Here is a 22493-nt window from a genome sequence, read left to right as displayed (position 1 = left end):
GCCGCGGCCTTGCGCGATCGGAAGAGGTCGCGCCAACGGAGTGACGATCATGAACCCCATCACCTTGTTCCTCACCACGGTCTTCGCCCTCGCGGGCATCGGCCTCGGCGCCGCGACGAACCCGTGGGTCGGGGCACCATTCATTATCATCGCGCTGCTCATCGCCGCCTCGCTGAAGATGGCCAACACCTGGCAGAAATTCGTGGTCCTGCGCGCCGGCAATCTGCAGGGCGTCAGGGGCCCCGGGCTGTTCCTGATCATTCCGGTCATCGACAATGTCGTTGCGGTGATCGACGAACGCATCCAGACCAGCGCCTTCAATGCCGAGCAGGCGCTGACCAAGGACACGGTGCCGGTCGATGTCGATGCGATCATCTTCTGGCATGTCCATGACGCACGCCAGGCGGCGCTCGAGATCACCAATTACCGTGAGGCGATCGACCGCGTCGCACAGACATCGCTGCGCGAGATGATCGGCTCGTCGATGCTGTCCTCGCTATTGTCCGACCGCAAGGCGGCCGATGAGCATCTGCGGGATGTCATAGGTCAGAAGACCGCCGAATGGGGCGTGACGGTGATGTCGGTCGAGATCCGTGACGTGGCCATCCCCGTGGCGCTGCAGGATGCGATGTCGCGTCAGGCGCAGGCCGAGCGGGAGAAGCAGGCGCGTGTCATCCTCGGTTCCGCCGAGGCCGAGGTCGCCGGCAAGTTCGTCGAGGCAGCCAGATCTATGCCGGCCATCCCACCGCACTGCAGCTGCGCGCCATGAACATCATCTATGAGACGACGAAAGAACGCGGCGCGACGATCCTGATCCCGACTGCCATGGTCGACAGCCTGAACCCGGCAGGCGCCCTTGTCCGCGCTGGTCAATCGGCAACGCCCAAGGGGGCTGCGTAGCGGCCCGAAGCGAGGCTGTGGTACGACTGCAACTATCTTTTCAGGCAACGGGAGGACCTACGATGAAGCATGCACGAGGCAAGATGGCATTTGCCGTTCTGGTATTAGGATTGTCCCAAGGCCTCGGCGCGGCCCAGGCCGAGCAGATCAAGGCATCTGGCTGCGCAAGAGCCGGCACCGAAGCCGGTTGCATCATCCTCCAGGACGGCGACAAGACTTACGACATCACCTCTGCCAGCCCGAAGCCGGCGATCGATACCTACGGAACCGTGACTGGCACCATCAGCAGCAAAATGACCATGTGCATGGAGGGCAAACCGCTCGAAGCCGCCGAATGGAAGCCGGATCCAACCAAGGCCTGCACCAACTAGGGCGGCGCAATCGGCAGATCCGCCCCTACTCCGGCGAAGGCACCGGCGGCTTCGAGGTCAGCGCGGTACCGGCGGCCGCGACAATGACGGCGGCGATGCCGGCGAGTTGCGGCGGGGTCAGGCTCTCATGCAGGAACAGAAAGCCGGCCAACGCGCCGAGCCCCGGCTCCAGGCAGGTCAGCGTGCCGTAGATGCGGGCCGGCATGCGGGTCAGCGCCACCATTTCCAGGAAGAACGGCAATGCGCTCGAAAACAGGCCGACGAGCAGCGCGCTGACCAGGATCGAGGGCGCAAGCAGGCCCATACCCGCTTGCGCCACGCCGAAGGGTAGCGCCAGCACGGCGGCGATCGCCATGCCATAGGCGGTGGTGCGGGTGCCAAGCTCGGCGCCCGCCTTCTGCGCGAGCACGATGTAGAGCGCCCAGAAGCCACCGGCCGCGAGCGCCAGCATCACGCCCACGGGGTCGAGCGGCTGCAACGAATGGATGAAGGGCGAGAGCAGCACGATGCCGGCCACGGCAAGCGCGATCCAGGCAAAGTCGCTGGCGCGCCGCGAGGCCAGCGTCGCCACCAGCAGCGGCCCGGAAAATTCGAGCGCCACGGCGACGCCGAGCGGTATCCTGGCAAGGGCTGCGTAGAACAAAAGGTTGAGCGCGGCGAGCGTCACGCCATAGGCGACCAGCCAAGGCAAGGTGGCGCGCGACGGCCGCATCTGCCAGGGCCGCAGCACCGCGATCAGCATCAGCGCGCCGATGACCAGCCGCAGCGTCGTCGTGCCTTGCGCACCGATCTGTGGGAACAGCGTCTTGGCGAAGGTGGCGCCGATCTGGATCGACACCATGGCCCCCATCAGCGCCGCGACGGGCAAGGGTGCCGCTTCGCGACTGGCAACCGGTATCGATGTCACTTTGGTTTCATCCTTCCCTGCCGGGCATCAGCGCGACCGGCGGCATGGCTGGCAGCTATGGCCTCCCCGGGCAGGCCTGTCGTGAGGCACGGCAAGACAGTCGGCTGGGGCAAGCGCTGGAATGGGTCCGGAAGTCGGAAACACCCTTCCGGCCATTCACGGTATTGGTGGGGGCTACCTGCCTAAGCGGCGGCGGCAACAGAGCGCTTGAAGACGATGGTGACCCGCGTGCCCTCGTTGGCGCTCGAATTCACGTCGAATTCCGCCTTGGCGTTCTCGGTCAGCGAACGGGCGATCAGCGCGCCGAGCTTGCCGGGCTTGGGCCAGGTCTCGCCTTCCGGCAGGCCGATGCCGTCGTCGGCGATGACAATACGGCAGCCATCGCCGTTGACGATGCTATGCAGCGTGATCGTGCCGCCGTCGCGCCCTTTGAAGGCATGCTTGAGCGCATTGGTCAAAAGCTCGTTCACCACCAGCCCGGTCGGCATGGCGACGTTGACCGACACCGGATAGGTATCGACCTTCATGTCGAGGCGAATGCCCTCGACCGCATGCGAGTTCATCACCGCCGACGCGATCTGGCTGAGATACACGCCGAGATCGACCTCGTCCTTGTGATCGTCGCCCGACAGTGTCTGGTAAAGGATGGCCAGCGCGTCGACGCGGCCGGCCAGCCTCTCGAAACGCTTCTGGTCCGGCTCGGTGGCGTTGCGCGTCTCCAGCCGGATCAGCGCGGTGATCATCTGCAGATTGTTCTTCACCCGGTGCTGCAATTCGCGCAGCAGCGTATCTTTCTCACGCACGCGTTCCTCGACGGAGCCTGCATCCTCGGTCTCGCCATGGGCCGAGACGTCGACCAGCGCCACCAGCCGGAAGCAGACCTTGCCATTGTCATCCTCGATGACGTTGGAATAGGCGTCGACGATCGCCGGCGTGTCCTGCGCCCGCTCCAACCGGAACGTGCCGACGAAATCGGTCGCCTCGACCAACGCTTCGGACAGCGCGCGATCCTTCTGCTGGTGCAGGCCGGTGCCGGAAAGTGCCGCCCAGTGCTTCTGGGCGAGCCTGGCCGCCTTCAGCCCTGACAGTTTCTCGAATTCCGGGTTGGCATAGACGACGCGCTCCTTCGCGCCGAGGTCCGAAACGGCAATGGCGATCGGCACCTGGTCGAGGAACTTCTTGAACTGTTCGCTTTCCAGCGCGCTGGCAAGGTCCGGCGTATCGAGCAACTGCTCGACCGCTTCGGCCTTCTGTGTGTCGGATGTCATCTGCGGCGCCTGTGCTGTGCGTGGGCGCCATCAGTATCAGCGATAGGGTGCGCCTGCCATCACCAATGCAGGAGGAGGCGTTTTCGCGCGCCTTAGGCCGCCAAGACGCCTGCCGCCGATCAGCCGCCGAACGATACGCCCCTGCGGCGCATCCCCGCCTGCACGCCGCGCACGATCAGCCGGGACAGCATCTCCATGTCCCAGGGCATTCCCGGCCGCCAGACATCCAGCAGCAAGGCGATCCGGGCTTCATCGGCGTTGTTCATCACCTCGTGCGGGTAGGTGTCGTCCCACAGCATACCTTCGCCATCGGTGATCCGTTTCTCCTGATGGTTGATCATCATGATGGTCGCCGGGCGGCCATCGGCCTGCCGCGGGATGACCAGGCCAAGGTGAAACCGCATGATGCCGCGGAAAGGTCCGCGATGACTGGGTATGTGCTTGCGCGGCGCGAGGAACGAAATAGCCGCCGATTTGACTTCCGGGCATTCGGCAAGCAAGCGGCTGAGAACCGGCATCCGCGCGAGGTTCTCCGGCACCGCCATGTCATAGGCCTTGAGCACGAACATGCGCCAGTCAAGGCCGTCATTGGCCGAGATATCGGCCTGCTCCGGCATGATGTCGTGGAAGCGCGGGACCTTGCCCAGATGCACGCCAAGCGCCTCGTCGCGGATGTCGCGCCAGGCATGAGTGAATTTCGCCGCGTTCGGAAATTCGGTGGCGGTATCGAGGATCGCCGGCGCGTCTATCCGCTTTTCGTAGACACGCCGGATCACATCGGATGCAAGATCGTAGGTACGGGACATCTCATGGCCTCCACGCCATTATAAGCGGACGGTCGCTGGTTCTGGTCACACATTTTGTTCATTGCGTCGTGAGCTGCCCCGCCAGCCGTGGCCCGGTCTTGACGTCGGCGATCTCGGGCTTTGAGCTGTCGACCGTGCCATCCCAGCCACCGCCGAGCGCCTTGTTGAGGGCGATGTAGTTGGTCGCCAAAAGGACGCGGCTTTGCAGCAGTGAATCCTCGGCCGAATAGAGCGAGCGCTGGGCGTCGAGGACATCGAGAAGGCTGGTCTCGCCGGCCTTGTAGAGCGTGCCCTCGAGGTTCGCCGCCTCGCCATAGGATTTCGCCGACGAAGCAAGCTTGCTGATCCGGATGCGCTCCTGCGCCATCAGCACCAGCGCATTCTCGACATCCTCGAGCGCGGTCAGCACCGAGGCGCGGTAGGCGATGAAATACTGATCGCGCTGCGCCCGGGCGACATCGGCGGCCGCCTGCAGCTGGCCCGCGTTGAACAGCGGCACGCTGAGCGACGGCCCGAAAGACCAGCCGATCGACGAATTCTTGCCGAGATCGCCGAGATTGAGCGCCGCCGTGCTGATGTTTCCCGTCAGGCTGACCGAGGGGTAGCGTGCCGCCTCGGCCTGGCCGACCTTGGCGGTGTATTGCGCATATTGCCGCTCGGCCATGCGCACATCCGGGCGCGAAAGCAGGATGTCGGCCGGAATCCCGGTCGGCATCGGCAGGCGCGGCGTCGGGATCGGCTTGCTGCGCTTCAGCCGCTCGGCGAGTGCTGCCGGCGGCCGGCCGGTGAGCACCGACAGACGATGCACCGCCTCGGCATAGCTTGCCTCCAGCGTCGGCACCGCGGCCTCGGTGCTGGCCGCCTGCCCCATCGCCTTGGCGACATCGGCGGCGGTTGCCGTACCGGCGAGTGCCATTGTGCGGGTCAATTCGGCGGTCTGCCGTTGCGAGGCGGCCGAACGCCGGGCAAGCGCGATGCGGGCCTGGTAGCCGCGCGCCTGGGTGTAATAGGACGCGACATCGCCGACCAGGGTAAGCAGTGTCGAGCGCAGCTCTTCTTCGGACGCGTCGACGCCGTAGCGCGCGGCCTCGACACCCCTGCGGTTGGCGCCGAACAGGTCGAGCTCCCAGCTGGCATCGAAGCCGGCCTGGTATTCGCTATAGATGGCGTTGCTGCCCGTCGTCGTATCAGCCGACTTGTTGCGGGTGACCGAGCCGGAGCCGTCCACGGATGGCAGCAACGTGCCGGCGCTCTGGCGATAGCTGGCGCGCGCCTCGCGGATCTTGGCCTTGGCGGTGGCGACGTCGAGATTGCCGGCGACGGCTTCCTCGACAAGCGTGTTGAGCTGCGGATCGCGCAGGCGCTGCCACCATTGCGACAGCTGCGCCGGCTGGACGGATTTCGTCGGCTTCTCACCGCTCCAGTTTGCCGGCATCGGCAGGATGGGCGACTGGTAATCCGGGCCGACAACGCATCCGCTGAGCAAAACAGCCGTAATCATGGGCACAATGAGCCGCCCCGCGGCCACAGGGCCACGTTCAAAACCTGTCATGGGAAATGTCCTTATTGCTGGTTGGCTGTCGCCGGCTTCTCGTCCGTGTCTTGCCCAATGTCGGGCTTGGCCACCCTGCCCTTGAAGATCCGTCGCACCGTTACGAACAATAGCGGCACCAAAAAGACGCCGATCACCGTCGCCGCGATCATGCCGCCCATGACGCCGATGCCGACCGAGTTCTGCGCGCCTGAACCGGCGCCGCTGGCGATGGCGAGCGGCGTGACGCCGAGGATGAAGGCCAGCGACGTCATCAGGATCGGTCGCAATCGTTGTCGCGCCGCCTCCAGCGTCGCCTCGACCAGCCCCATGCCGGCCGCCTGCCGCTCGATGGCGAACTCGACGATGAGGATGGCGTTCTTGGCGGCCAGCCCGATCGTCGTCAGCAGGCCGACCTTGAAATAGACGTCGTTGGTCTGGCCGAAGAGGGTCGCCGCCGCGAGTGCGCCGAAGATGCCGATCGGCACCGACAGCATGACCGCGAACGGGATCGACCAGCTCTCATAAAGCGCCGCCAGGCACAGGAACACGACCAGCGCCGAAATCGCATAGAGCGACAGCGCCTGGTTGCCCGAAAGCCGTTCCTGGTGCGACAGCCCGGTCCATTCATGCGAATATCCGGCCGGCAGTTGCGCCACCAGCCTGTCGATCTCGTCCATCGCCGCACCGGAACTCACACCCGTGGCCGCCGCGCCCTGGATCTCGACCGCCGCCGAACCATTGTAGCGTTCAAGCCGCGGCGAACCGAAGGTCCAATGGCTGGAGGCGAAGGCAGAGAACGGCACCATGGCGCCGCTGGCATTGCGCACCTGCCATTTGTCCAGATCTTCCGGCTGCATGCGGAAGTTCGCGTCCGACTGCATATAGACCGGCTTCACCCGGCCGCGATCGATGAAGTCATTGACGTAGTCGCTGCCCCAGGCGCTCGACAGCGTGTTGTTGATGTCGGCGAGGCTGACGCCGAGCGCGCTGGCCTTTTCCTGGTCGATATCGATCGAGAATTGTGGCTGGTCCTCCTGGCCGTTGGGCCTTGTGGCGGTGAGCAGCTTGCTCTGTGCCGCGAGGCCCAGAAGCTGGTTGCGCGTCTGGATCAGCGCATCATGGCCGGCACCGTTGACGTCCTGCAGGTAGAAATCGAAGCCGTTGGTGTTGCCAAAACCCTGGATCGCGGGCGGGGCAAGCGCGAAGACCTGCGCATCCCTGATCTTGGAGAAGGCACCCATGGCGCGGCGGGCGACCGCTTGCGCCGCCAGGGCCGGCGATGAGCGCTGGCTGAATTCCTTCAGCGGCACGAAGGCAATGCCGACATTCTGCCCGGCGCCGCCGAAGCCGAAGCCGGAAGCGGTGAAGACGCCCTGGACAGCGTCCTTTTCGTCCTTGAGATAGTGGTCGGTCACCTCAGCCAGCACACGCTCGGTCCGGTCCTGCGTCGCGCCGACCGGCAGCGACACGCTGGTGATCAGGATGCCCTGGTCCTCTTCCGGCAAGAACGAGCTCGGCAGCCGGGCAAACATCCAGCCCATGGCGATGACGATGGCGAGGAACACGGCGAGGAAGCGCCAGGATCGGTTGATGATGCCGTGCGAGCCGTCGCGATAGGCCGTCGTGCCGCGGTCGAAGACGCGGTTGAACCAGCCGAACGGGCCGGTCTGCGTGGCATGGTCCTTGGGCCGCCGCAGGATCGTCGCGCACAATGCCGGCGTCAGCACCAGTGCCACCAGAACGGACAGCACCATGGCCGAGACGATGGTCACCGAAAACTGCCGGTAGATGATGCCGGTCGAGCCGCCGAAGAAGGCCATCGGCACGAACACGGCCGACAGCACGGTGGCAATGCCGACCAGCGCGCCGGTGATCTCGTTCATCGATTTTCGCGTCGCCTCCTTAGGCGACAGATCTTCCTCCTGCATGACGCGCTCGACATTCTCGACCACGACGATGGCGTCGTCGACCAGAAGGCCGATGGCCAGCACCATGGCGAACATGGTCAGCGTGTTGACCGAATAGCCGAAAAAGGAGAGCACGCCGAACGTGCCAAGCAGCACCACCGGCACGGCGATGGTCGGGATGATGGTCGCCCGCAGATTCTGCAGGAAGATGAACATCACCAGGAACACCAGCACGATCGCCTCGGCCAGCGTCTTGACCACCTCCTCGATCGACAGCCGCACGAAGGGCGAGGTGTCGTAGGGGTAGACGACCTCGACGCCTTGCGGGAAGGTCGAGCTCAGCCGGTTGATCGTCGTGCGCACCGCTTCCGCCGTGCTGATGGCGTTGGCGCCGGTGGCGAGGTTGACGGCGACGCCGGCCGCTGGCTGGCCATTGTATCTGGCCGCCGTCGTATAGCTTTCGGCGCCGAGCTCGACGGTGGCGACGTCGTTGAGGCGAACCAGCGAACCATCGGTCTGGCTCTTCAGGATGATGTTGCGGAACTGTTCGGCGGTCTGCAGCCGGCTCTTGGCCGTCACCGTGGCGTTGAGCTGCTGGCCCTTGCGTTGCGGCATGCCGCCGAGCTGGCCGGCCGAGACCTGCGTGTTCTGCGCCTCGATCGCCGAGGCCACGTCGCTCGGCATCAGCGTATATTTGGCGAGCTTGTCGGGATCGAGCCAGATGCGCATGGCATAGCTGGAGCCGAACAACTGCGTCGAGCCGACGCCTTCGACGCGCTTCAGCGTGTCGTTGATGGTCGAGTCGACATAGTCGGCAAGATCGGTCGAGTTCATCTTGCCGTCGCTGGAGACGAAGCCGATGACCATCAGGAAGCCGGTCGAGGATTTGGAGACGGTGATGCCGTTGCTCTGCACCACCTGCGGCAGCTGCGACTGCACCAGCTGCAGCTTGTTCTGCGTCTGCACCTGAGCGGTGTCGGGATCGGCCGCACTGGTGAAGGTCAGCGTGATCGTGGCCGCACCGGTCGAGGTCGAGGTCGCCGTCATATAGTCGAGATTGTCGATGCCGGTCATGCCTTGCTCGATGACCTTGGTCACCGAATTCTCGACCGTTTGCGCATCGGCGCCCGGATAGGTGGCGCTGATGTTGACCGTGGTCGGCGCGATCTGCGGATATTGCGAGATCGGCAGCGTGGTCAGCGCGAGCAGGCCGCCCAGCATGATCACGATGGCGATCACCCAGGCGAAGATCGGCCGGTTGATGAAGAATGCTGACATCGCTCAGTTCCCGGTCGACTGGCCGCTATCGGCCATTTTGGGCGTGGAAGATACGGACGAAGACGTTTGCGCCCGGTCCTTCACCTCGCCGGTCGTCTCGTCGATCGTCACTTCGACACCCGTCGCGTCGCCGCCGGGGCGCACCAGTTGCAAGCCCTCGACGATGACGCGGTCGCCATCGCCGACGCCGGAATCCACCAGCCAGTTGTTGCCGACGCTGTTGCGCACAGCGAGCACGCGGGTCTCGACCTTGCCCTGCGCGTTGATGACCATGGCGGTCGCCTCGCCCTTGGTGTTGCGGGTGACGCCGCGCTGCGGCACCAGGAAACTGTTCTGGGCGACGCCCTCCTCGACCAGCGCCCGCACATACATGCCCGGCAAAAGCAGGCGATCGGGATTGGGGAACTCGGCCCGCAGGGCGAAAGTGCCTGTCGTCTGGTCGACATTGGCGCCGGCGAATTCCAGCTTGCCGGTCTGCGTGTAGATGGTTCCGTTCTCGAGCTTCAGCTTGACGCTGACATTGGGGCCACTGAACTTCAGCCGGCCCTCGTTGATCGCCTGGCGCAGATTGAGCAAATTGGTGCTCGACTGCGTGACGTCGACATTGATCGGATCGAGCGAACGGATGGTGGTGAGCAAGGTGTCCTGATTGGCGGTGACCAGGGCGCCTGGCGTCAGCGACGACTTGTCGATGCGGCCGGCGATCGGCGCGGTGATCTTGGTGTAGTCGAGATTGATGCGCGCGGTTTCGACACTGGCCTTGGCGGACGCCACATCCGCATTGGCCTGGGCCAATGTTGCCGCGGCATCGTCATAATCCTGTTTGGAAACAACGTTCTGCTTCAACAAGCCGGCATAGCGGTCGAACTTGGCTTGCGCCGTCGGCACCGCCGCTTCGGCCTTCTGCTGGGCTGCCTGCGCGCTGTCATAGGCGGCCTGGTAGCTCGCCGGATCGATGAGGTAGAGCGGCTGCCCGACCACCACCTCGCTGCCCTCCTTGAACAGCCGCGCCTGGATGATGCCGTTGACCTGCGGGCGCACATCGGCGGTGAGCGAGGCTGACGTGCGTCCCGGCAGTTCGGCCGTGATCGCCACCGATTGCGGATGCAGCGTGACGACGCCGACTTCCGGTTTGCTTGCACCGGCCATGCCGGCGGGAGCTTTGCTCCCCTCCTGCGAACAGGCCGCCAGAAGAACCGTGGTGACGAGTATCGCCGCGAGCCGGCGAACCGGCAGGGAAGACGAGCTAGACTGGATAAACATGGCCTGGATGATCTTTCGCTGGAGTTGCGGTCGCCGTCTGGCTGTCGGGATCGGATCGCTCCACCAGGAGCCGGGCGAGATGCCGGCCGAGGAAGCGCTGGATGTCGTCCATGAAGGTATAGACGACCGGAACGTAGACGAGGCTGAGCACGGTCGAGGAGATGAGCCCGCCGATCACGGCGATCGCCATCGGCGCCCGCGTTTCGGCGTCGGCGCCGATGCCGAGCGCGATCGGCAGCATGCCGGCGCCCATGGCGATCGAGGTCATGACGATGGGCCGTGCCCGCTTGCGGGCGGCGTCGAGCAGTGCGTCGAAGCGGCTCATGCCACGCTCCTTCTCGGCGACCAGGGCGTACTCGACAAGCAGGATCGAGTTCTTGGCCGCAATGCCCATCAGCATCAATATCCCGATCAGCGGCGATATGCCAAGCGCCTTGCCGGTAATCAGCATGAAGCCGAGCGCGCCGCCGACCGACAGCGGCAACGCGACCAGGATGGTCACCGGCTGCACGAAACCGCGAAACAGCAGCACCAGCGTCAGGTACATCAGCAAAATGCCGGCGGCGATCGCGGTGGCAAAGCCCGAAAACAGCTCCTGCATGCGCGCCACGTCGCCGCGCGCCAGCTCATGCACGCCGGCCGGCAGGTTGCGCATCGCCGGCAAGGCATGGATGGAAGCGGTCGCCTGGCCGAGCGTCAGACCGGAAAGATCCGCCTCGACGGTGGCGCTGCGGCTGCGCCCCACCCTTGTGATGCTGTTTGGCCCGGCATTGAAGCCGATATCGGCGACCGCACCGAGCGGCACCGTGCCCTTGCTGCCGATCAGCGGCAGGACGGCCAGTTTCGCCGGATCGTCGATGGCGCCGTCGGGCAAGGTGACGATGATGGAAACCTGGCGGTCGCCGAGATTGAACTTGGCCAGGCTGGTGTCGGTGTCGCCTATGGTGGCGATCTTCACCGTCGACGCGATCTCGGTCGGTGTCACGCCAAGCTCGGCTGCCCTGGCGCTGTCCGGGCGCACGATGAGCTCCGGCTTGGTCGTCGCCGCCGTCGAGGTCGGATTGATGAGGCCGGGCACCGACTTCATTCCATCGATCAGCGCATCGCTCGCCTTCTGCAGCGCCTCGCCATCGTCGCCGACCAGCGTGATCGCCACCTTGGCGCCGGCAAAACCGTCGGCGCCGAACTGGATGCGGGCGCCCGGAATATCGTTGAGCTTCGGTGAGGTCTCGGCCTCGAACTGCTGCTGGCTGACGCTGCGCTCGCCGCGCGGCTTCAGATTGACGGTGACATTGGCGCTGCGCACCTCCGCGGAGGTCGACCCACGGTTCGGCCCGCCGCCCGAGGCGGCTGCGGTACCGATCGTGGCAAAGATGCTGTCGACGGCCGGCTCGTCCTTCAAGCGCCTGGTGATGTCCTGGACGACGGCGGTCGTCTGTTCGATCGTCGACCCCGGCTGCAGCTCGACCGAGATCATCGAGCGGCCGCGGTCGGTCGCCGCCATGAATTCGGTCGGCAGCTTGGTTGCCAGCGCCAGCGAACCGGCGAAGAAGGCGATGCCCGCGACAAGCGTGATCCAGCGATGGTCGAGCGCCTTGCGCAGCAGCCAGAGATAGGTCGGCACCCAGGCCGGCATATCGTCCTCGCTGTGGCCGCCGGCGCGCACCAGATAGGCGCCCATCAGCGGGGTGAGCATGCGCGCCACCAGCAGCGAAAACAGCACCGACACGCAGACGGCGACCGCGAAGGAAAAGAAGAATTTTCCGGGAATGCCAGGCATGAAGGCGACCGGCAGGAACACCGCGACAATGGTCGCCGTGGTCGCCACCACGGCAAGCCCGATCTCGTCGGCGGCCTCGATCGCCGCCTGGTAGGCGCTGGCGCCGGTTTGGCGCATGTGGCGCACGATGTTCTCGATCTCGACGATGGCGTCGTCGACGAGGATGCCGACCACTAGCGACAGCGCCAGCAAGGTGATGTTGTTGAGCGAAATGTCGAACGCCGCCATGACGGCGAAGGTTGGGATCAAGGACAGCGGCATGGCGACCGCCGAGACCAGCGTCGCCCTGATGTCGCGCAGGAACAGCCAGACGACGCCGATGGCGAGCAGCGCGCCGAGCCATAGCGCCTCGAATGCTGCGTCATAGCTTTCCTGGACGAAGCCGGAGGACGAGGTGACTTCGGTGAATTTCGCGGTGTCGGTCTTCGCACCGATCCCGGCGATCGCGGCGCGCGCGGCCTTGACCACGTCGATCTCGCTCGACCCGACCGACCTGTAGACGTTGAAGGCGACGACCTGCCTGCCGTCGAGATAGGCGGCCTGGCGCGGCTTTTCCCAGCTGTCGACCACCCTGCCGAGATCCGAGAGCTTGACGCCGCCGGCGCCCGACAGCGCGATGCGGGTGTCGGCCAGCGCCTCGACGGTTCCGGCACTGGCCAGCGTGCGCACCGATTGCTCCTGGCCGCCGACGCTGGTGCGGCCGCCCGGCTGGTTGACATTGTTGGAGGCAAGCTTCTGGCTGACATCGCCGGCGCTGATGCCGAGCGCGGCCAGACGGTCCGGATCGAGCTCAACGCGGATGACGCGGTCGACGCCGCCCGAACGGGTGATCTTGGAGACGCCGTCGACGCCGAGCAGCGCCTTGGCGACATCATTGTCGATGTACCAGCTCAACGCGTCCGGCGACATTGCGGGCGCCTCGACGACATAGGTCAGCACTGAATTGCCGGTCGCGCTCATCTTGGCCACGACAGGCGTCTGCGCCGCCGCCGGCAGGCTCGACTGCACTTCGGACACGGCGTTGCGGACATCGTTGGTGGCGGTCTCGGGATCGGTGCCGAGCGTAAACTCGACCGTGGTGACGGACGAGCCCTCGCTGATCGAGGTCGAGACGTCGTCGACGCCTTCGAGCGTCGCCACGGCGTTCTCGATCACCCGCGCCACCTGCACTTCCATTTCGCTGGGTGCCGCGCCCGGCTGCGAGACGGTGACGGTGACTGTCGGCAGGTCGATGTCGGGCATGTTGTTGGTGCGCAGCTGCATAAATCCGTAGAGGCCGGCAATGGTCAGCGACAGGAACAAAACGATGGTCGGCACCGGGTTGCGGATCGACCAGGAGGAAATGGCGTTCATCGCGCCGCCTCCGTCACCTTGCCGGCGGCGTCAGTGCCAGCTTGCGCCTCGGCGATACGCACCAGATTGCCGTCACTGAGGAAGCCGGCGCCGGCGACAACGACGCTGTCGCCTTCGGACAGCCCGCTTTCGATGGCGACGCGGCCGTTCTGGTGCGCGCCGATGGTGACGGCGCGCGCGGCGGCCTTGCCGGCGGCGTCGACCACGAAAACCATCGGCTTGCCGTCCTGCCAGACCAGGGCGGCCTCGGCGACGCTGAGGCTTTGCGAGGCCGCACCCGCGATCGAGACGCGGGCGAACATGCCGGGTTTCAGGCCCGATCCTTCGCCGAGCGCGACATAGACGGTGGCGAGCCGCGTCGTCGAACTGACCGTCTGCGCGATCGAAGAGACGCTGCCGGAAAAAGTCCGGCCCGAAGCGTCGACGACGCTGGCCGCCTGCCCGACCGAAATCGCCGGCAGGTCCTTTTCGGGGACAAGCACGCCGACCTCCAGCCTGCCGTCGCGGATGATCTTCATCAGCTCGGTGCCGGCCTGGACGATCGAGCCGGCAACCGCCGGCCGGTTGGAGACGACGCCGTCGAAGGGCGCGAGGATGGTCGCCTGGTCGAGCTCGGCCTGTAGCCGCTCAGCGGCGGCCCTGGCCTGCTCTACCGAGGCCCGGCCGGTCTTGACGGCGGTCGCCTTGTCTTCCGCCGTCTCGGCGCTGATTGCCTTGCTGGCCAGCAGCCTGTCGGCGCGGCCCGCAGCGGATACGGCGCTGTCCAGCGTCGCCTGGGCCTGGTCGACCGCGGCCTTCTGCTCGGCCAGCTGTGCCTTGAGCACCCAGGCGTCGAGCCGGGCGACGACATCGCCGGCCCGCACATGGTCGCCTTCGCTTACAAGCACTTCGGTCAATTTGAGGCTGGACGTCTCGGCGCCGACAGTCGCTTCCTGCCAGGCGGCGATGGTGCCGGTGGCGCTGATCGACGAGGCGATTGCCTCGGAGCGCACCTTTTCGACCGCAACCGTCAGGCTGGCCCGCGGCGCCACAGGAGCCTGCGCGGCGGGTTCGGCCGCGCCGCGCCCATGGGCCGTGAGCGCCGCCATGGCGACCAGGACGATCAGCACACCCGCCAGGACAAGATAGGTCTTACGCGATCTTGCGGTCATGATGTCCGTGGCCGTTGGGCTGCTGCGAAACCGGCAGCGACAGGCGCCAGGCGGCAAAACTCAGGCGCACCGCGCCCTTCAGCGTATCGGCCGGCAGGGCCGGCAGCGTGGCGGCATGGCTGGCGCGCTGGCCGAGCGAGAATCTTGGGGTGACCGATGCGATCAGCCGCAGCATCATCATGGCTTCCCACATTGCCGTGCTTCCATTTTGGATGATTTGAACGGTGGGATGGCGGACATGCCGCCATCCCACAAAACCGGCCGGCCCGAGAACGGGTTGGACACCGGGCCGGCCGGCGCAACCGGACGGAGTTGTCAGCCATTCCCGGGCTGGGGTGGCGGAAGCTGTCCGCCCTGGTCGGGCGGACCTCCAGGTCCGGCTGCATCTTCCGGCGGGCCGCCCCAGGGACCGGGGGGTGGTCCGTGGGGGCGTTCCGCCGAAGCCAGGATTTCGAGCTGTTCGGGCGTGAGCTTGGTGCGCAGCTCGGCGATCGCATCTTTCAGCTTGGCGGCCGAAGCCGCGCGCGCCGTGACCTCGTCGGCGAGCCTTTCCTGGAAGGCGAAGGGATCGGGTTTGCCGCCAGGACCCGCATCAGGGCCCTTGGCCTCTGGCTCACCGGGGCCGGGACCACCGGTGCCGCCGGGACCACGATCATGCCGTGGTGGCGCAAGCACCGCCTGCAATGCGCTGGTATAGTCGCGCCAGGCATCGAGCTGTTCACTGCGGATGCCGACGCGCGTTTCCAGCGCCGCCAGCCGGGCGGCCAGCATGAATTCCGGCGGCGGTCCCATGCGGTGCGGGCCGAAGCCTTCGGGGCCAAAACCCTGCGGACCCCAACCGTGCGGACCAGACCGCATCGGCCCATGCGGCCCATTCTGGCCGAACCAGGGCATCGGGCCATGGTCAGTTCCATCCTGAGCGATGACCGGCGGCTCGCCGGGCGCGGCCCCGGGGTCGGGCTGAGCCGCCAGCACGGGGTGGATTGCGGCGACGGAAAACAGGCCGAGCGCAAGAAGTCTGCTTCGCATGACGGTGTTCCTTTCTCTCATGCATCGGACGGCCATGAGGATAGGAAGCCTGTTTGTCTGCTTCGCGTCGGCATGTTGCCGAAGGTTTCCGCAAAGCGGCAATTTGTTTCCGAACGTTTCTCGCGGCCCGTTGGAAACATTGCGTTGCAATTTTCCATGCCGCTGGCGCGCGCTCTCCCTATAATCAGCGCAAGCCCCAATTTTCACGGGCCCTTATAATCACGGGCCCCATAATCACGGGCAAAGGCACGCATTATGCAGTCACAACCCCATATCCTCGTCGTTGACGACGACCGCGAGATCAGGACGCTGCTCGGCCGCTACCTCGACGGCCAGGGTTTTCGCGTCTCGGTGGCGGCGGACCGGCGCGAATGCGAGCAGAAGCTGGGTGCTGGCCAGTTCGACCTCGTCGTGCTCGACGTCATGCTGCCCGACGGTTCGGGGCTCGACATCTGCCGTGCCTTGCGCGATCGCAAGCCGCATGTCCCCGTCATTCTGCTGACGGCGCTGAAGGAAGATGTCGACCGCATCATCGGCCTGGAGCTCGGCGCCGACGACTATCTCGGCAAGCCCTTCAACCCGCGCGAACTCACCGCCCGCATCCGCGCCGTGCTGCGGCGCGCCGTACCGGAAGAGGCGCCCACCCCCCGCGCGCGCACTTACCGCTTCGCCAGCTACCGGCTGGAGCCGGACACCCGCAAGGTGATGGATGCGCGGGGCGAGCTCGTCGACCTCACCGGCGCCGAGTTCGACCTGTTGCAGGTGTTCCTCGACCGCCCCGGCCGGCTGCTGTCGCGCGACCAGCTGCTTGATCTTACGCAAGGCCGCGAGCGCGATCCGCTCGAACGCTCGGTCGACGTGCTGATGAGCCGGCTGCGCCGCAAGTTCTCCGATACCGGCGATGGACCGCTGTTCAAGACGGTGCGCAATGGCGGCTACCAGCTGACCGCGCGCGTCGAGGCGGTGGAGGCGCAGGCGTGAACTCGCTGCGCCGGCGCCTCATCCTGCTGCTGGTCCTTTCGATCGTCGGCGTCGTCGGCCTGGCGACGGCCGCCGTCATCAGCGTGCGCGGCGGCGGGCCGCCGCCGGAGCTGACCGTGCCCTGGATTGCCCAGCAGATGGAGCTCGTGGTGCGGCTGCTGCCGGGGCCGATCCCGGACGTGCTGCGGGTGCAATTCTCAGACCATCCGGCCGCCGGCAAGGTCGCCCGTGCGGAAACGGAAATGCTCAACGACATCCTGCAACACCGCGGCCTCGACCTTTTGGCGATCATCAGCGAGAAACCCGACGAAGCCGGCCAGACCGCCTCGGTGCAAATGCCCGACAGGCGCTGGGCGATCACTGAGGTGCCGCACCTCAAGCCGCCAGGGCGCGAATGGCTGGTCCTGGCCGGCTGGATCTCGCTGATCGTGGCCGGCGCCACCGCCGTCTCGGTCTATTTCACATCGGTGCTGATCCGGCCGCTCGAAATGCTGGAGGCCGCCGTCTCCAAGATCGGCTCGGACGGCGTGCTGGCGGCGGTGCCAGAAGTGGGCTCGGCCGAGGTCAAGGCGACGGCGCATGCGTTGAACCAGCTGTCGTCGCGGCTGCGCACCGCCATGGAAAGCCGCATGCGGCTGGTGGCCGCCGCCGGCCATGACCTGCGCACGCCGATGACGCGCATGCGCCTGCGCGCCGAATTCCTCGACGAAGACCGCGACAAATGGCTTCACGACCTCGACGAGCTCGACCGCATCGCCGACAGCGCCATCCGCCTGGTGCGCGAGGAGGTCAACCAGGATGCCGTCGAGCCGCTGGACCTGCGCAAGATGGTCGGGGATATCGAAGCCGAGATGGTCGCGCTCGGCCATGCCGTCTCGATCGGCCATCTCGACAAGGTTTCGGTGCGCGCCGGCGCGCTCGGCCTGCGCCGGGCGCTGCGCAACCTGATCGTCAACGCCGCCACCCACGGCAAGGCCTGCAGCATCGACCTCGCCTTAGACGACCGACGCGCCGTGCTGACCATTTCCGACAACGGCCCGGGCATCCCGCCCGACCTCATCAACAAGGCCTTCGAGCCCTTCTTCCGCGTCGACCCCGGCCGCCAGCAATTCATCCCCGGCGCGGGGCTGGGCCTCGCCATCGCCAAGGAAATCATCGAGCGCTACGGCGGAACGGTGACGCTGGAGAACCGCAGGGGTGGCGGGCTGGCGCAGACGGTGGTGTTCGCGGCGGTGTGAGGGGGTGGACCACGTGCGCCTCAGCGGCCCGAGGTCGTTGAAGGCATGTCCAAGTAAAAATGCACGTACCTATTTCGTGCTTAATTCGATTGTGCTTATATATGACACCAAGCTAAATATCCGACAGACATTCCCGTCTGGCGAATACGGTTGTGGACATCATGACCAAGACGAAAGATGCTGCGAGTACCGGGCTACAGGATTTCATGCGCGTGGCGCTTGGACCAGATCCTGAGCCAGATCCAAGGCCGACACCTGACGGAAAGCCGAGACTTATGGGGCCTCCGGCAGCGATCGTGGCGTTTTCTGATTGGAACTACTACTACACCAAGGACATTGTGGGGTGGCGCTCCGACACCAGTCCTGCCCGCACAGTGAGTGTCCCTGTCGGTTTCGTTACGGATCTGGCCAGCACGCCGTCCCTATTGTGGACATTCCTGCCGAAGACAGCCGAATACAGCTATCCCGCAATCATTCACGATTATCTCTATTGGTTTCAGCCCTGCGAGCGCAAAGACGCTGACGACGTCTTGAAGAGCGCCATGGTGGATTTGGACGTCGCGACGGCCAAGATCATGGCCGTCTATGGTGGCGTCAGGGCGGGCGGGGAAGGCGCCTGGGAAGCCAATGCAGCGGCGAAAGCCAAGGGCGAGAAGCGGGTCCTGAAGAAATTTCCGACCGATATGAAGATCAGCTGGGAGGAATGGAAAAAGCAGCCTGATGTATTTGCGCCTGACGAATAATCCCGAACCCCATTCAGAACGGTCACGATCAAACATGAAGAAGCTGCGGAGTCAGATTTAATCCAAGAGACGTAAGCCTGGGGTCATCTATCGAGGGGAAAGACGATGGCTGGAGGAAAGTATGCGCTGGTTGTGGGCAATGCTGCCTACAGCGGGGACATGGCACTGGCAAACCCTTGCAACGACGCCAAGGCAATGTCGGCCAGGCTTACCGAATTGAAGTTCAACGTGACCACGCGTCCAGACGCTACACTGGCCGATATGCAATCCACGGTCGCTGATTTCATCAAAAGACTCGAGGCAGAGCGGGCATCGGTCGGACTGTTCTATTTCTCCGGCCACGGCGTACAGATCAACGACCAGAACTACGTCGTGCCGGTCGACTTCGACAAACAGGGCGGGCAACTGGCTTCGCACCTGATTCCGGTCCAGCCGCTTATCGATGAGATGTCCAGCGATGTCACACTGATCCTTCTCGATGCCTGCCGGAACAACCCCAGTGCCCAAAGGATTATCGGATCCAAGGGGCTGGCCAACATCGATGAAGCGAGGACCCTGTTTGTCGGCGGAGCCTCTCCAACGCCGGGAGGCGATGTGGCCACCGTCTCTGGGTTGGGGGGCATGACCGCGGATTTGAACAAGAACACCTTTATTGCTTTCGCGGCCAGGCCTGGCGGCTTTGCCTATGACGGCAAGGGGCACCTGAGCCCATTCACCCAGGCGCTCGTCAACAACATGGACGCGGTCGACCTGCCTCTTCCCAACCTTATGGCTCGTGTCCGCCAGGAAGTCCTTTCGATAACAAAAGCCAAGCAGCGAACATGGGATAATTCCTCTCTTTTGTTTCCGTTCTTCTTCAACCCTGGATCGCTTCTTCTCTTTCTGGGAAACATCATGGCGCTGGTCGGCCTTCTGCTTTCCTTGATCCCATACTCGCTGGTGCTCACCACATATGGCGCCAGTTGGAAACAGATGGCAGCGGCTGCCGCGCTGCCATTGATCTCGCTGACCATTCTGCTGTTCGGCATGCAAAGCGTGTATTCACGCCTTCGCGGAAATTTCCAATATACCGACAGCGAAGAGAAGACAGTCCGCGGCCATCTCCTCCTCAGCCTGCAAAAAGGAGGCGTTGGCGGCTATTTGGGTGCGCAGCTTGCCGCGCTGTGGATCAGCGTGCCCTACTACATATCCTGGTTCCGTGAGTACGATCAGGGCAACACCTGGATCCCACCGGTGTCACTCGGAATCCTGACCATGGAGATGGCAATTGCCGCGGCGTTCATCGCTTGCCTGCTCGGCACCACCTGTATTTTCTTCACCCGGATAAAATGGTCGAGCCGCCGGCTGAAGCTTGTTCAGCACCCCAGGCAAGCGCAGATCCTGCTTGGGGCGGCTTGCGGCGGCATGCTCACCGGGGTGATCACGGCGCCGTTCCTCATGGGCTATTTCGGCAGCATGGACCGGCCGGAAGTGACGCCGGAATATCTTCTTCCCGGCTCCATCATAGGGGCTTCGATCGTCATCTTTTCGATTGTGAACTTCGATTTCGAGCGGCTGAACGCCAAGCGCCTGGGAGCGAGCGCGCTGGCCGCGCTTGCGGCCATGCTGTGCGGCGGTCTCGCGGCCATCGTCGTGTTCGGGCCGCTTTACGTATTCGGCATCGTGCAGTTTATCATACATAAGCTGGAACAGAACTTCGACGACCCGGTGATCATGATCAGCGGGGGCGCGGCCTACGGACTTCCGGTTGGATTGATCCTGGGCATCGTCATCGGCGCGGCCATAGTGCTGACAGAAAAGTGGTCTGCCCGACCGGTGATCTAGGCAGGCGGCCGATGCAGGCTCCCCACGGCAGGGGACCGCGGGTCAGGTGGGGGCTTGGCGCTGTCATCTCAGAACTTGGGTTCCTCGCCCCACGAACGTGGGGGAGAGGAAACCCAAGTCCTGCTAACTCACCCCGCGATCGCCATCGGCACCGCGCTCTTGTTGGGGATCTGGATGTCGATCTCCAGCGTCGACATGGTCTCGCCGCGGTCCATCGAGACCTGCAGGTAATCCTGGTCGATCTGCACATGCTTGGCGATCACCGCCATGATCTCCTCGCGCAGGATGGAGACGAGGTCGGGCTGGTTGCGGTTGCGGCGCTCATAGGCGAGCAGCACTTGCAGCCGCTCGCGCGCCACCGGCGCGCTGGAGCGCCGCTTGAAGAGGTCGAACAACACGTTCATGCCGCCCTCCTTCCCAACAGACGGTCGAGGAAACCCTTGCGCTCGAAGGGGACGACGACAGGCAGGTCCTCGCCTTCCAGCCGCCTTGCGGCGTCGAGATAGGCCTTGGCCGCCGTGTTGAGCGGCTCCGACAGCGTCACCGGCGAACCGAGGTTGGAGGCGCGCAGCACATCCTGGCTCTCGGGGATGATGCCGAGCAGCGGCACCGACAGGATTTCCAGGACATCGTCGATGCTGAGCATTTCACCCCGCGCGGCCCGCCCCGCGTCATAGCGGGTGACCAGCACGTGCTTGGCGATCTGCTCGCCCTGTTCGGCGCGCATGGTGCGGGCGTCGAGCAGGCCGATGATGCGGTCGGAATCGCGTACCGAAGACACTTCCGGATTGGTGACGATGACCGCCTCGTCGGCAAAGCGCATGGCGAGCTGCGCGCCGCGCTCGATGCCGGCCGGGCTGTCGCAGAACACGTAGTCGAACACCGAGCGCAGCTTGTCGATGACTTCGCCGACGCCCTCTTCGGTCAGCGCATCCTTGTCGCGCGTCTGCGAGGCCGGCAGCAGGAACAGCGTGTCGACCCGCTTGTCGCGGATCAGCGCCTGCGACAGTTTTGCGGTGCCCTGGATGACGTTGACGAGGTCGAACACGACGCGGCGTTCCGCGCCCATGATCAGGTCGAGATTCCTGAGGCCGACGTCGAAATCGACCAGCGCCACCTTCTTGCCGGTCTTGGCCACGGCAGCACCCAGTGCCGCCGTCGAGGTGGTCTTGCCGACGCCCCCCTTGCCCGAAGTGACCACCACTACCTTGCCCATGAAAAAAGCCTCCGTCGTTGTTATCAGTTTATTGTCCCGGGCCGGCTTGCCGGCCTTAGTCAGTTGGCCGTCAGCTCAAAGTCTCGACGCGCAGGCCGTCGCCGTCGAGGAAGGCCTGCACCGGTTTTCCGCGCGACACCCCTTCCATCTCCTCGGCGGTGATGTACCAGCCGTCGACCGACAAAAGCTCGGCCTCGTTGCGGCGGCAGAAGATGCGCGCGCTGGTGTTGCCCAGCGCACCCGCCGAAGCGCGCCCGCGCAGCGTGCCATAGACATGGATCGAGCCGGCGGCGACGATCTCCGAACCGGACGCGACCGAGCCGAGCACGATGACATCGCCATGCGCATGCATGATCGCCTGGCCGGAACGGATCGGCGCCTTGATCATCAGCGTGCCCGAATCGTAATGCGAAACCTGCGGCTCGCTTTCCCCGGTCTTGCTTGCGCCAGCCTTGCCCTTCGCAACGCTGCCAGCGTCGGCCCGCGCGTCCATGCGATGGTCCGGCGCCCTGCCCTCGGCCTTGCTGTCCGACGTGCCGGAACCCTCTTGCCCAGCCTTGCGGCCCGGCAGCAGCCCATCCGTCGTCGCCTCCTTGGCGCCGACCAGCAAAGGCGGCAGGTCGGGGCCGAGCGAGGCCCCTTCAAGCTCGATGGCATAGATGCGAATGCCGCGCGTACCAAGCTCCGTCACAAGTGCGGCGATCTCGCTCAGTGCGGGCTTCAGCACATTCAAATCCAGCAGCACCGGCCGCCCGGCAAAATAGCCCGGCGAGTTGCCGATCCAGTGATCCAGCCCCTGCAGCCACTCCGCCATGGGCGCTTCCGGGGTCAATGTGAAAGCGACGAAAGAACGGGCACGAAAGCGAATGGATTTGGCCTCGAGAGGAGCGGCAAAGGTCACGGCTGGCGAATCCTTACTGAGAGGTAAACGCTAGCGGGAGGAT

At 65.0% G+C, this 22493-nt stretch carries 20 protein-coding genes; 7 read left to right on the top strand and 13 right to left on the bottom strand.

What is annotated here, in order from left to right; all coding sequences use genetic code 11:
- Positions 1-49 precede the first annotated feature (49 nt).
- The 3 genes from AC0V7N_RS17735 to AC0V7N_RS17725 all read left to right on the top strand — a co-directional run bounded on the left by AC0V7N_RS17735 (position 50) and on the right by AC0V7N_RS17725 (position 1271).
- The gene (locus tag AC0V7N_RS17735; RefSeq protein ID WP_496627991.1) at positions 50-769 is read left to right on the top strand and encodes an SPFH domain-containing protein; all 720 of its coding nucleotides are present in this window, start codon (positions 50-52) and stop codon (positions 767-769) included.
- On the top strand, positions 766-900 hold the full coding sequence (locus AC0V7N_RS17730) for a hypothetical protein (RefSeq protein WP_496627990.1): 135 nt from the start codon (positions 766-768) through the stop codon (positions 898-900). Before AC0V7N_RS17735 ends, AC0V7N_RS17730 begins: the two co-directional genes overlap by 4 nt.
- A gap of 83 nt (positions 901-983) precedes the next feature.
- Entirely contained in the window at positions 984-1271 is a 288-nt protein-coding gene (locus AC0V7N_RS17725; RefSeq protein ID WP_475459817.1) for a hypothetical protein, read from the top strand.
- A 25-nt stretch (positions 1272-1296) separates the two neighbouring features.
- Here AC0V7N_RS17725 and AC0V7N_RS17720 read toward each other — a convergent pair whose 3' ends face one another.
- The 10 genes from AC0V7N_RS17720 to AC0V7N_RS17675 form a co-directional block, all read right to left on the bottom strand.
- Entirely contained in the window at positions 1297-2178 is an 882-nt protein-coding gene (locus AC0V7N_RS17720; RefSeq protein ID WP_475459815.1) for an EamA family transporter, read from the bottom strand.
- A 182-nt stretch (positions 2179-2360) separates the two neighbouring features.
- The gene (locus AC0V7N_RS17715; RefSeq protein WP_496627989.1) at positions 2361-3446 is read right to left on the bottom strand and encodes a histidine kinase dimerization/phosphoacceptor domain -containing protein; all 1086 of its coding nucleotides are present in this window, start codon (positions 3444-3446) and stop codon (positions 2361-2363) included.
- Between the two features lie 119 nt (positions 3447-3565).
- Positions 3566-4252: an aspartyl/asparaginyl beta-hydroxylase domain-containing protein gene (locus tag AC0V7N_RS17710; RefSeq protein ID WP_475459812.1), complete on the bottom strand. Its 687-nt coding sequence runs from the start codon at positions 4250-4252 to the stop codon at positions 3566-3568.
- 58 nt (positions 4253-4310) lie between these two features.
- The gene (locus AC0V7N_RS17705) at positions 4311-5804 is read right to left on the bottom strand and encodes an efflux transporter outer membrane subunit (RefSeq protein WP_475459810.1); all 1494 of its coding nucleotides are present in this window, start codon (positions 5802-5804) and stop codon (positions 4311-4313) included.
- Between the two features lie 11 nt (positions 5805-5815).
- Entirely contained in the window at positions 5816-8971 is a 3156-nt protein-coding gene (locus AC0V7N_RS17700) for an efflux RND transporter permease subunit (protein WP_475459806.1), read from the bottom strand.
- Between the two features lie 3 nt (positions 8972-8974).
- Positions 8975-10234, bottom strand: a complete 1260-nt coding sequence (locus tag AC0V7N_RS17695) for an efflux RND transporter periplasmic adaptor subunit (RefSeq protein ID WP_475459803.1) — start codon at positions 10232-10234, stop codon at positions 8975-8977.
- Entirely contained in the window at positions 10218-13367 is a 3150-nt protein-coding gene (locus AC0V7N_RS17690) for an efflux RND transporter permease subunit (RefSeq protein WP_496627987.1), read from the bottom strand. Before AC0V7N_RS17690 ends, AC0V7N_RS17695 begins: the two co-directional genes overlap by 17 nt.
- Positions 13364-14518: an efflux RND transporter periplasmic adaptor subunit gene (locus AC0V7N_RS17685; RefSeq protein ID WP_475459798.1), complete on the bottom strand. Its 1155-nt coding sequence runs from the start codon at positions 14516-14518 to the stop codon at positions 13364-13366. Before AC0V7N_RS17685 ends, AC0V7N_RS17690 begins: the two co-directional genes overlap by 4 nt.
- A complete protein-coding gene (locus AC0V7N_RS17680) occupies positions 14499-14711 on the bottom strand; it encodes a hypothetical protein (protein ID WP_475459795.1) in 213 nt (70 codons plus the stop codon). Before AC0V7N_RS17680 ends, AC0V7N_RS17685 begins: the two co-directional genes overlap by 20 nt.
- Before the next feature lie 122 nt (positions 14712-14833).
- The gene (locus tag AC0V7N_RS17675; RefSeq protein WP_475459793.1) at positions 14834-15547 is read right to left on the bottom strand and encodes a hypothetical protein; all 714 of its coding nucleotides are present in this window, start codon (positions 15545-15547) and stop codon (positions 14834-14836) included.
- A gap of 255 nt (positions 15548-15802) precedes the next feature.
- Here AC0V7N_RS17675 and AC0V7N_RS17670 point away from each other — a divergent pair, with 255 nt between their 5' ends.
- The 4 genes from AC0V7N_RS17670 (at position 15803) to AC0V7N_RS17655 (ending at position 20333) form a co-directional block, all read left to right on the top strand.
- Positions 15803-16528 (top strand): response regulator, encoded by a 726-nt coding sequence (locus tag AC0V7N_RS17670; RefSeq protein WP_475459790.1) that lies wholly within the window; start codon positions 15803-15805, stop codon positions 16526-16528.
- Positions 16525-17766: an ATP-binding protein gene (locus tag AC0V7N_RS17665; RefSeq protein ID WP_475459788.1), complete on the top strand. Its 1242-nt coding sequence runs from the start codon at positions 16525-16527 to the stop codon at positions 17764-17766. The genes AC0V7N_RS17670 and AC0V7N_RS17665 overlap by 4 nt, the downstream gene beginning before the upstream one ends.
- Positions 17767-17927: 161 nt before the next feature.
- Positions 17928-18509, top strand: a complete 582-nt coding sequence (locus tag AC0V7N_RS17660; RefSeq protein ID WP_475459786.1) for a DUF1353 domain-containing protein — start codon at positions 17928-17930, stop codon at positions 18507-18509.
- A 105-nt stretch (positions 18510-18614) separates the two neighbouring features.
- A complete protein-coding gene (locus AC0V7N_RS17655) occupies positions 18615-20333 on the top strand; it encodes a caspase family protein (RefSeq protein ID WP_475459784.1) in 1719 nt (572 codons plus the stop codon).
- A 128-nt stretch (positions 20334-20461) separates the two neighbouring features.
- Here the strand turns inward: AC0V7N_RS17655 and minE are convergent, their stop codons facing one another.
- The 3 genes from minE to minC form a co-directional block, all read right to left on the bottom strand.
- A complete protein-coding gene (gene minE / locus AC0V7N_RS17650) occupies positions 20462-20737 on the bottom strand; it encodes a cell division topological specificity factor MinE (protein WP_095200674.1) in 276 nt (91 codons plus the stop codon).
- Entirely contained in the window at positions 20734-21549 is an 816-nt protein-coding gene (minD, locus tag AC0V7N_RS17645; protein ID WP_475459780.1) for a septum site-determining protein MinD, read from the bottom strand. Before minD ends, minE begins: the two co-directional genes overlap by 4 nt.
- Positions 21550-21619: 70 nt before the next feature.
- The gene (gene minC / locus AC0V7N_RS17640) at positions 21620-22450 is read right to left on the bottom strand and encodes a septum site-determining protein MinC (protein ID WP_475459777.1); all 831 of its coding nucleotides are present in this window, start codon (positions 22448-22450) and stop codon (positions 21620-21622) included.
- Between the last annotated feature and the right edge of the window lie 43 nt (positions 22451-22493).

It is taken from the genome of Mesorhizobium kamtschaticum (assembly GCF_056174585.1).
Note: the sequence above shows the minus strand (reverse complement) of the source record. Positions and strands in the feature narration are given on the sequence as shown.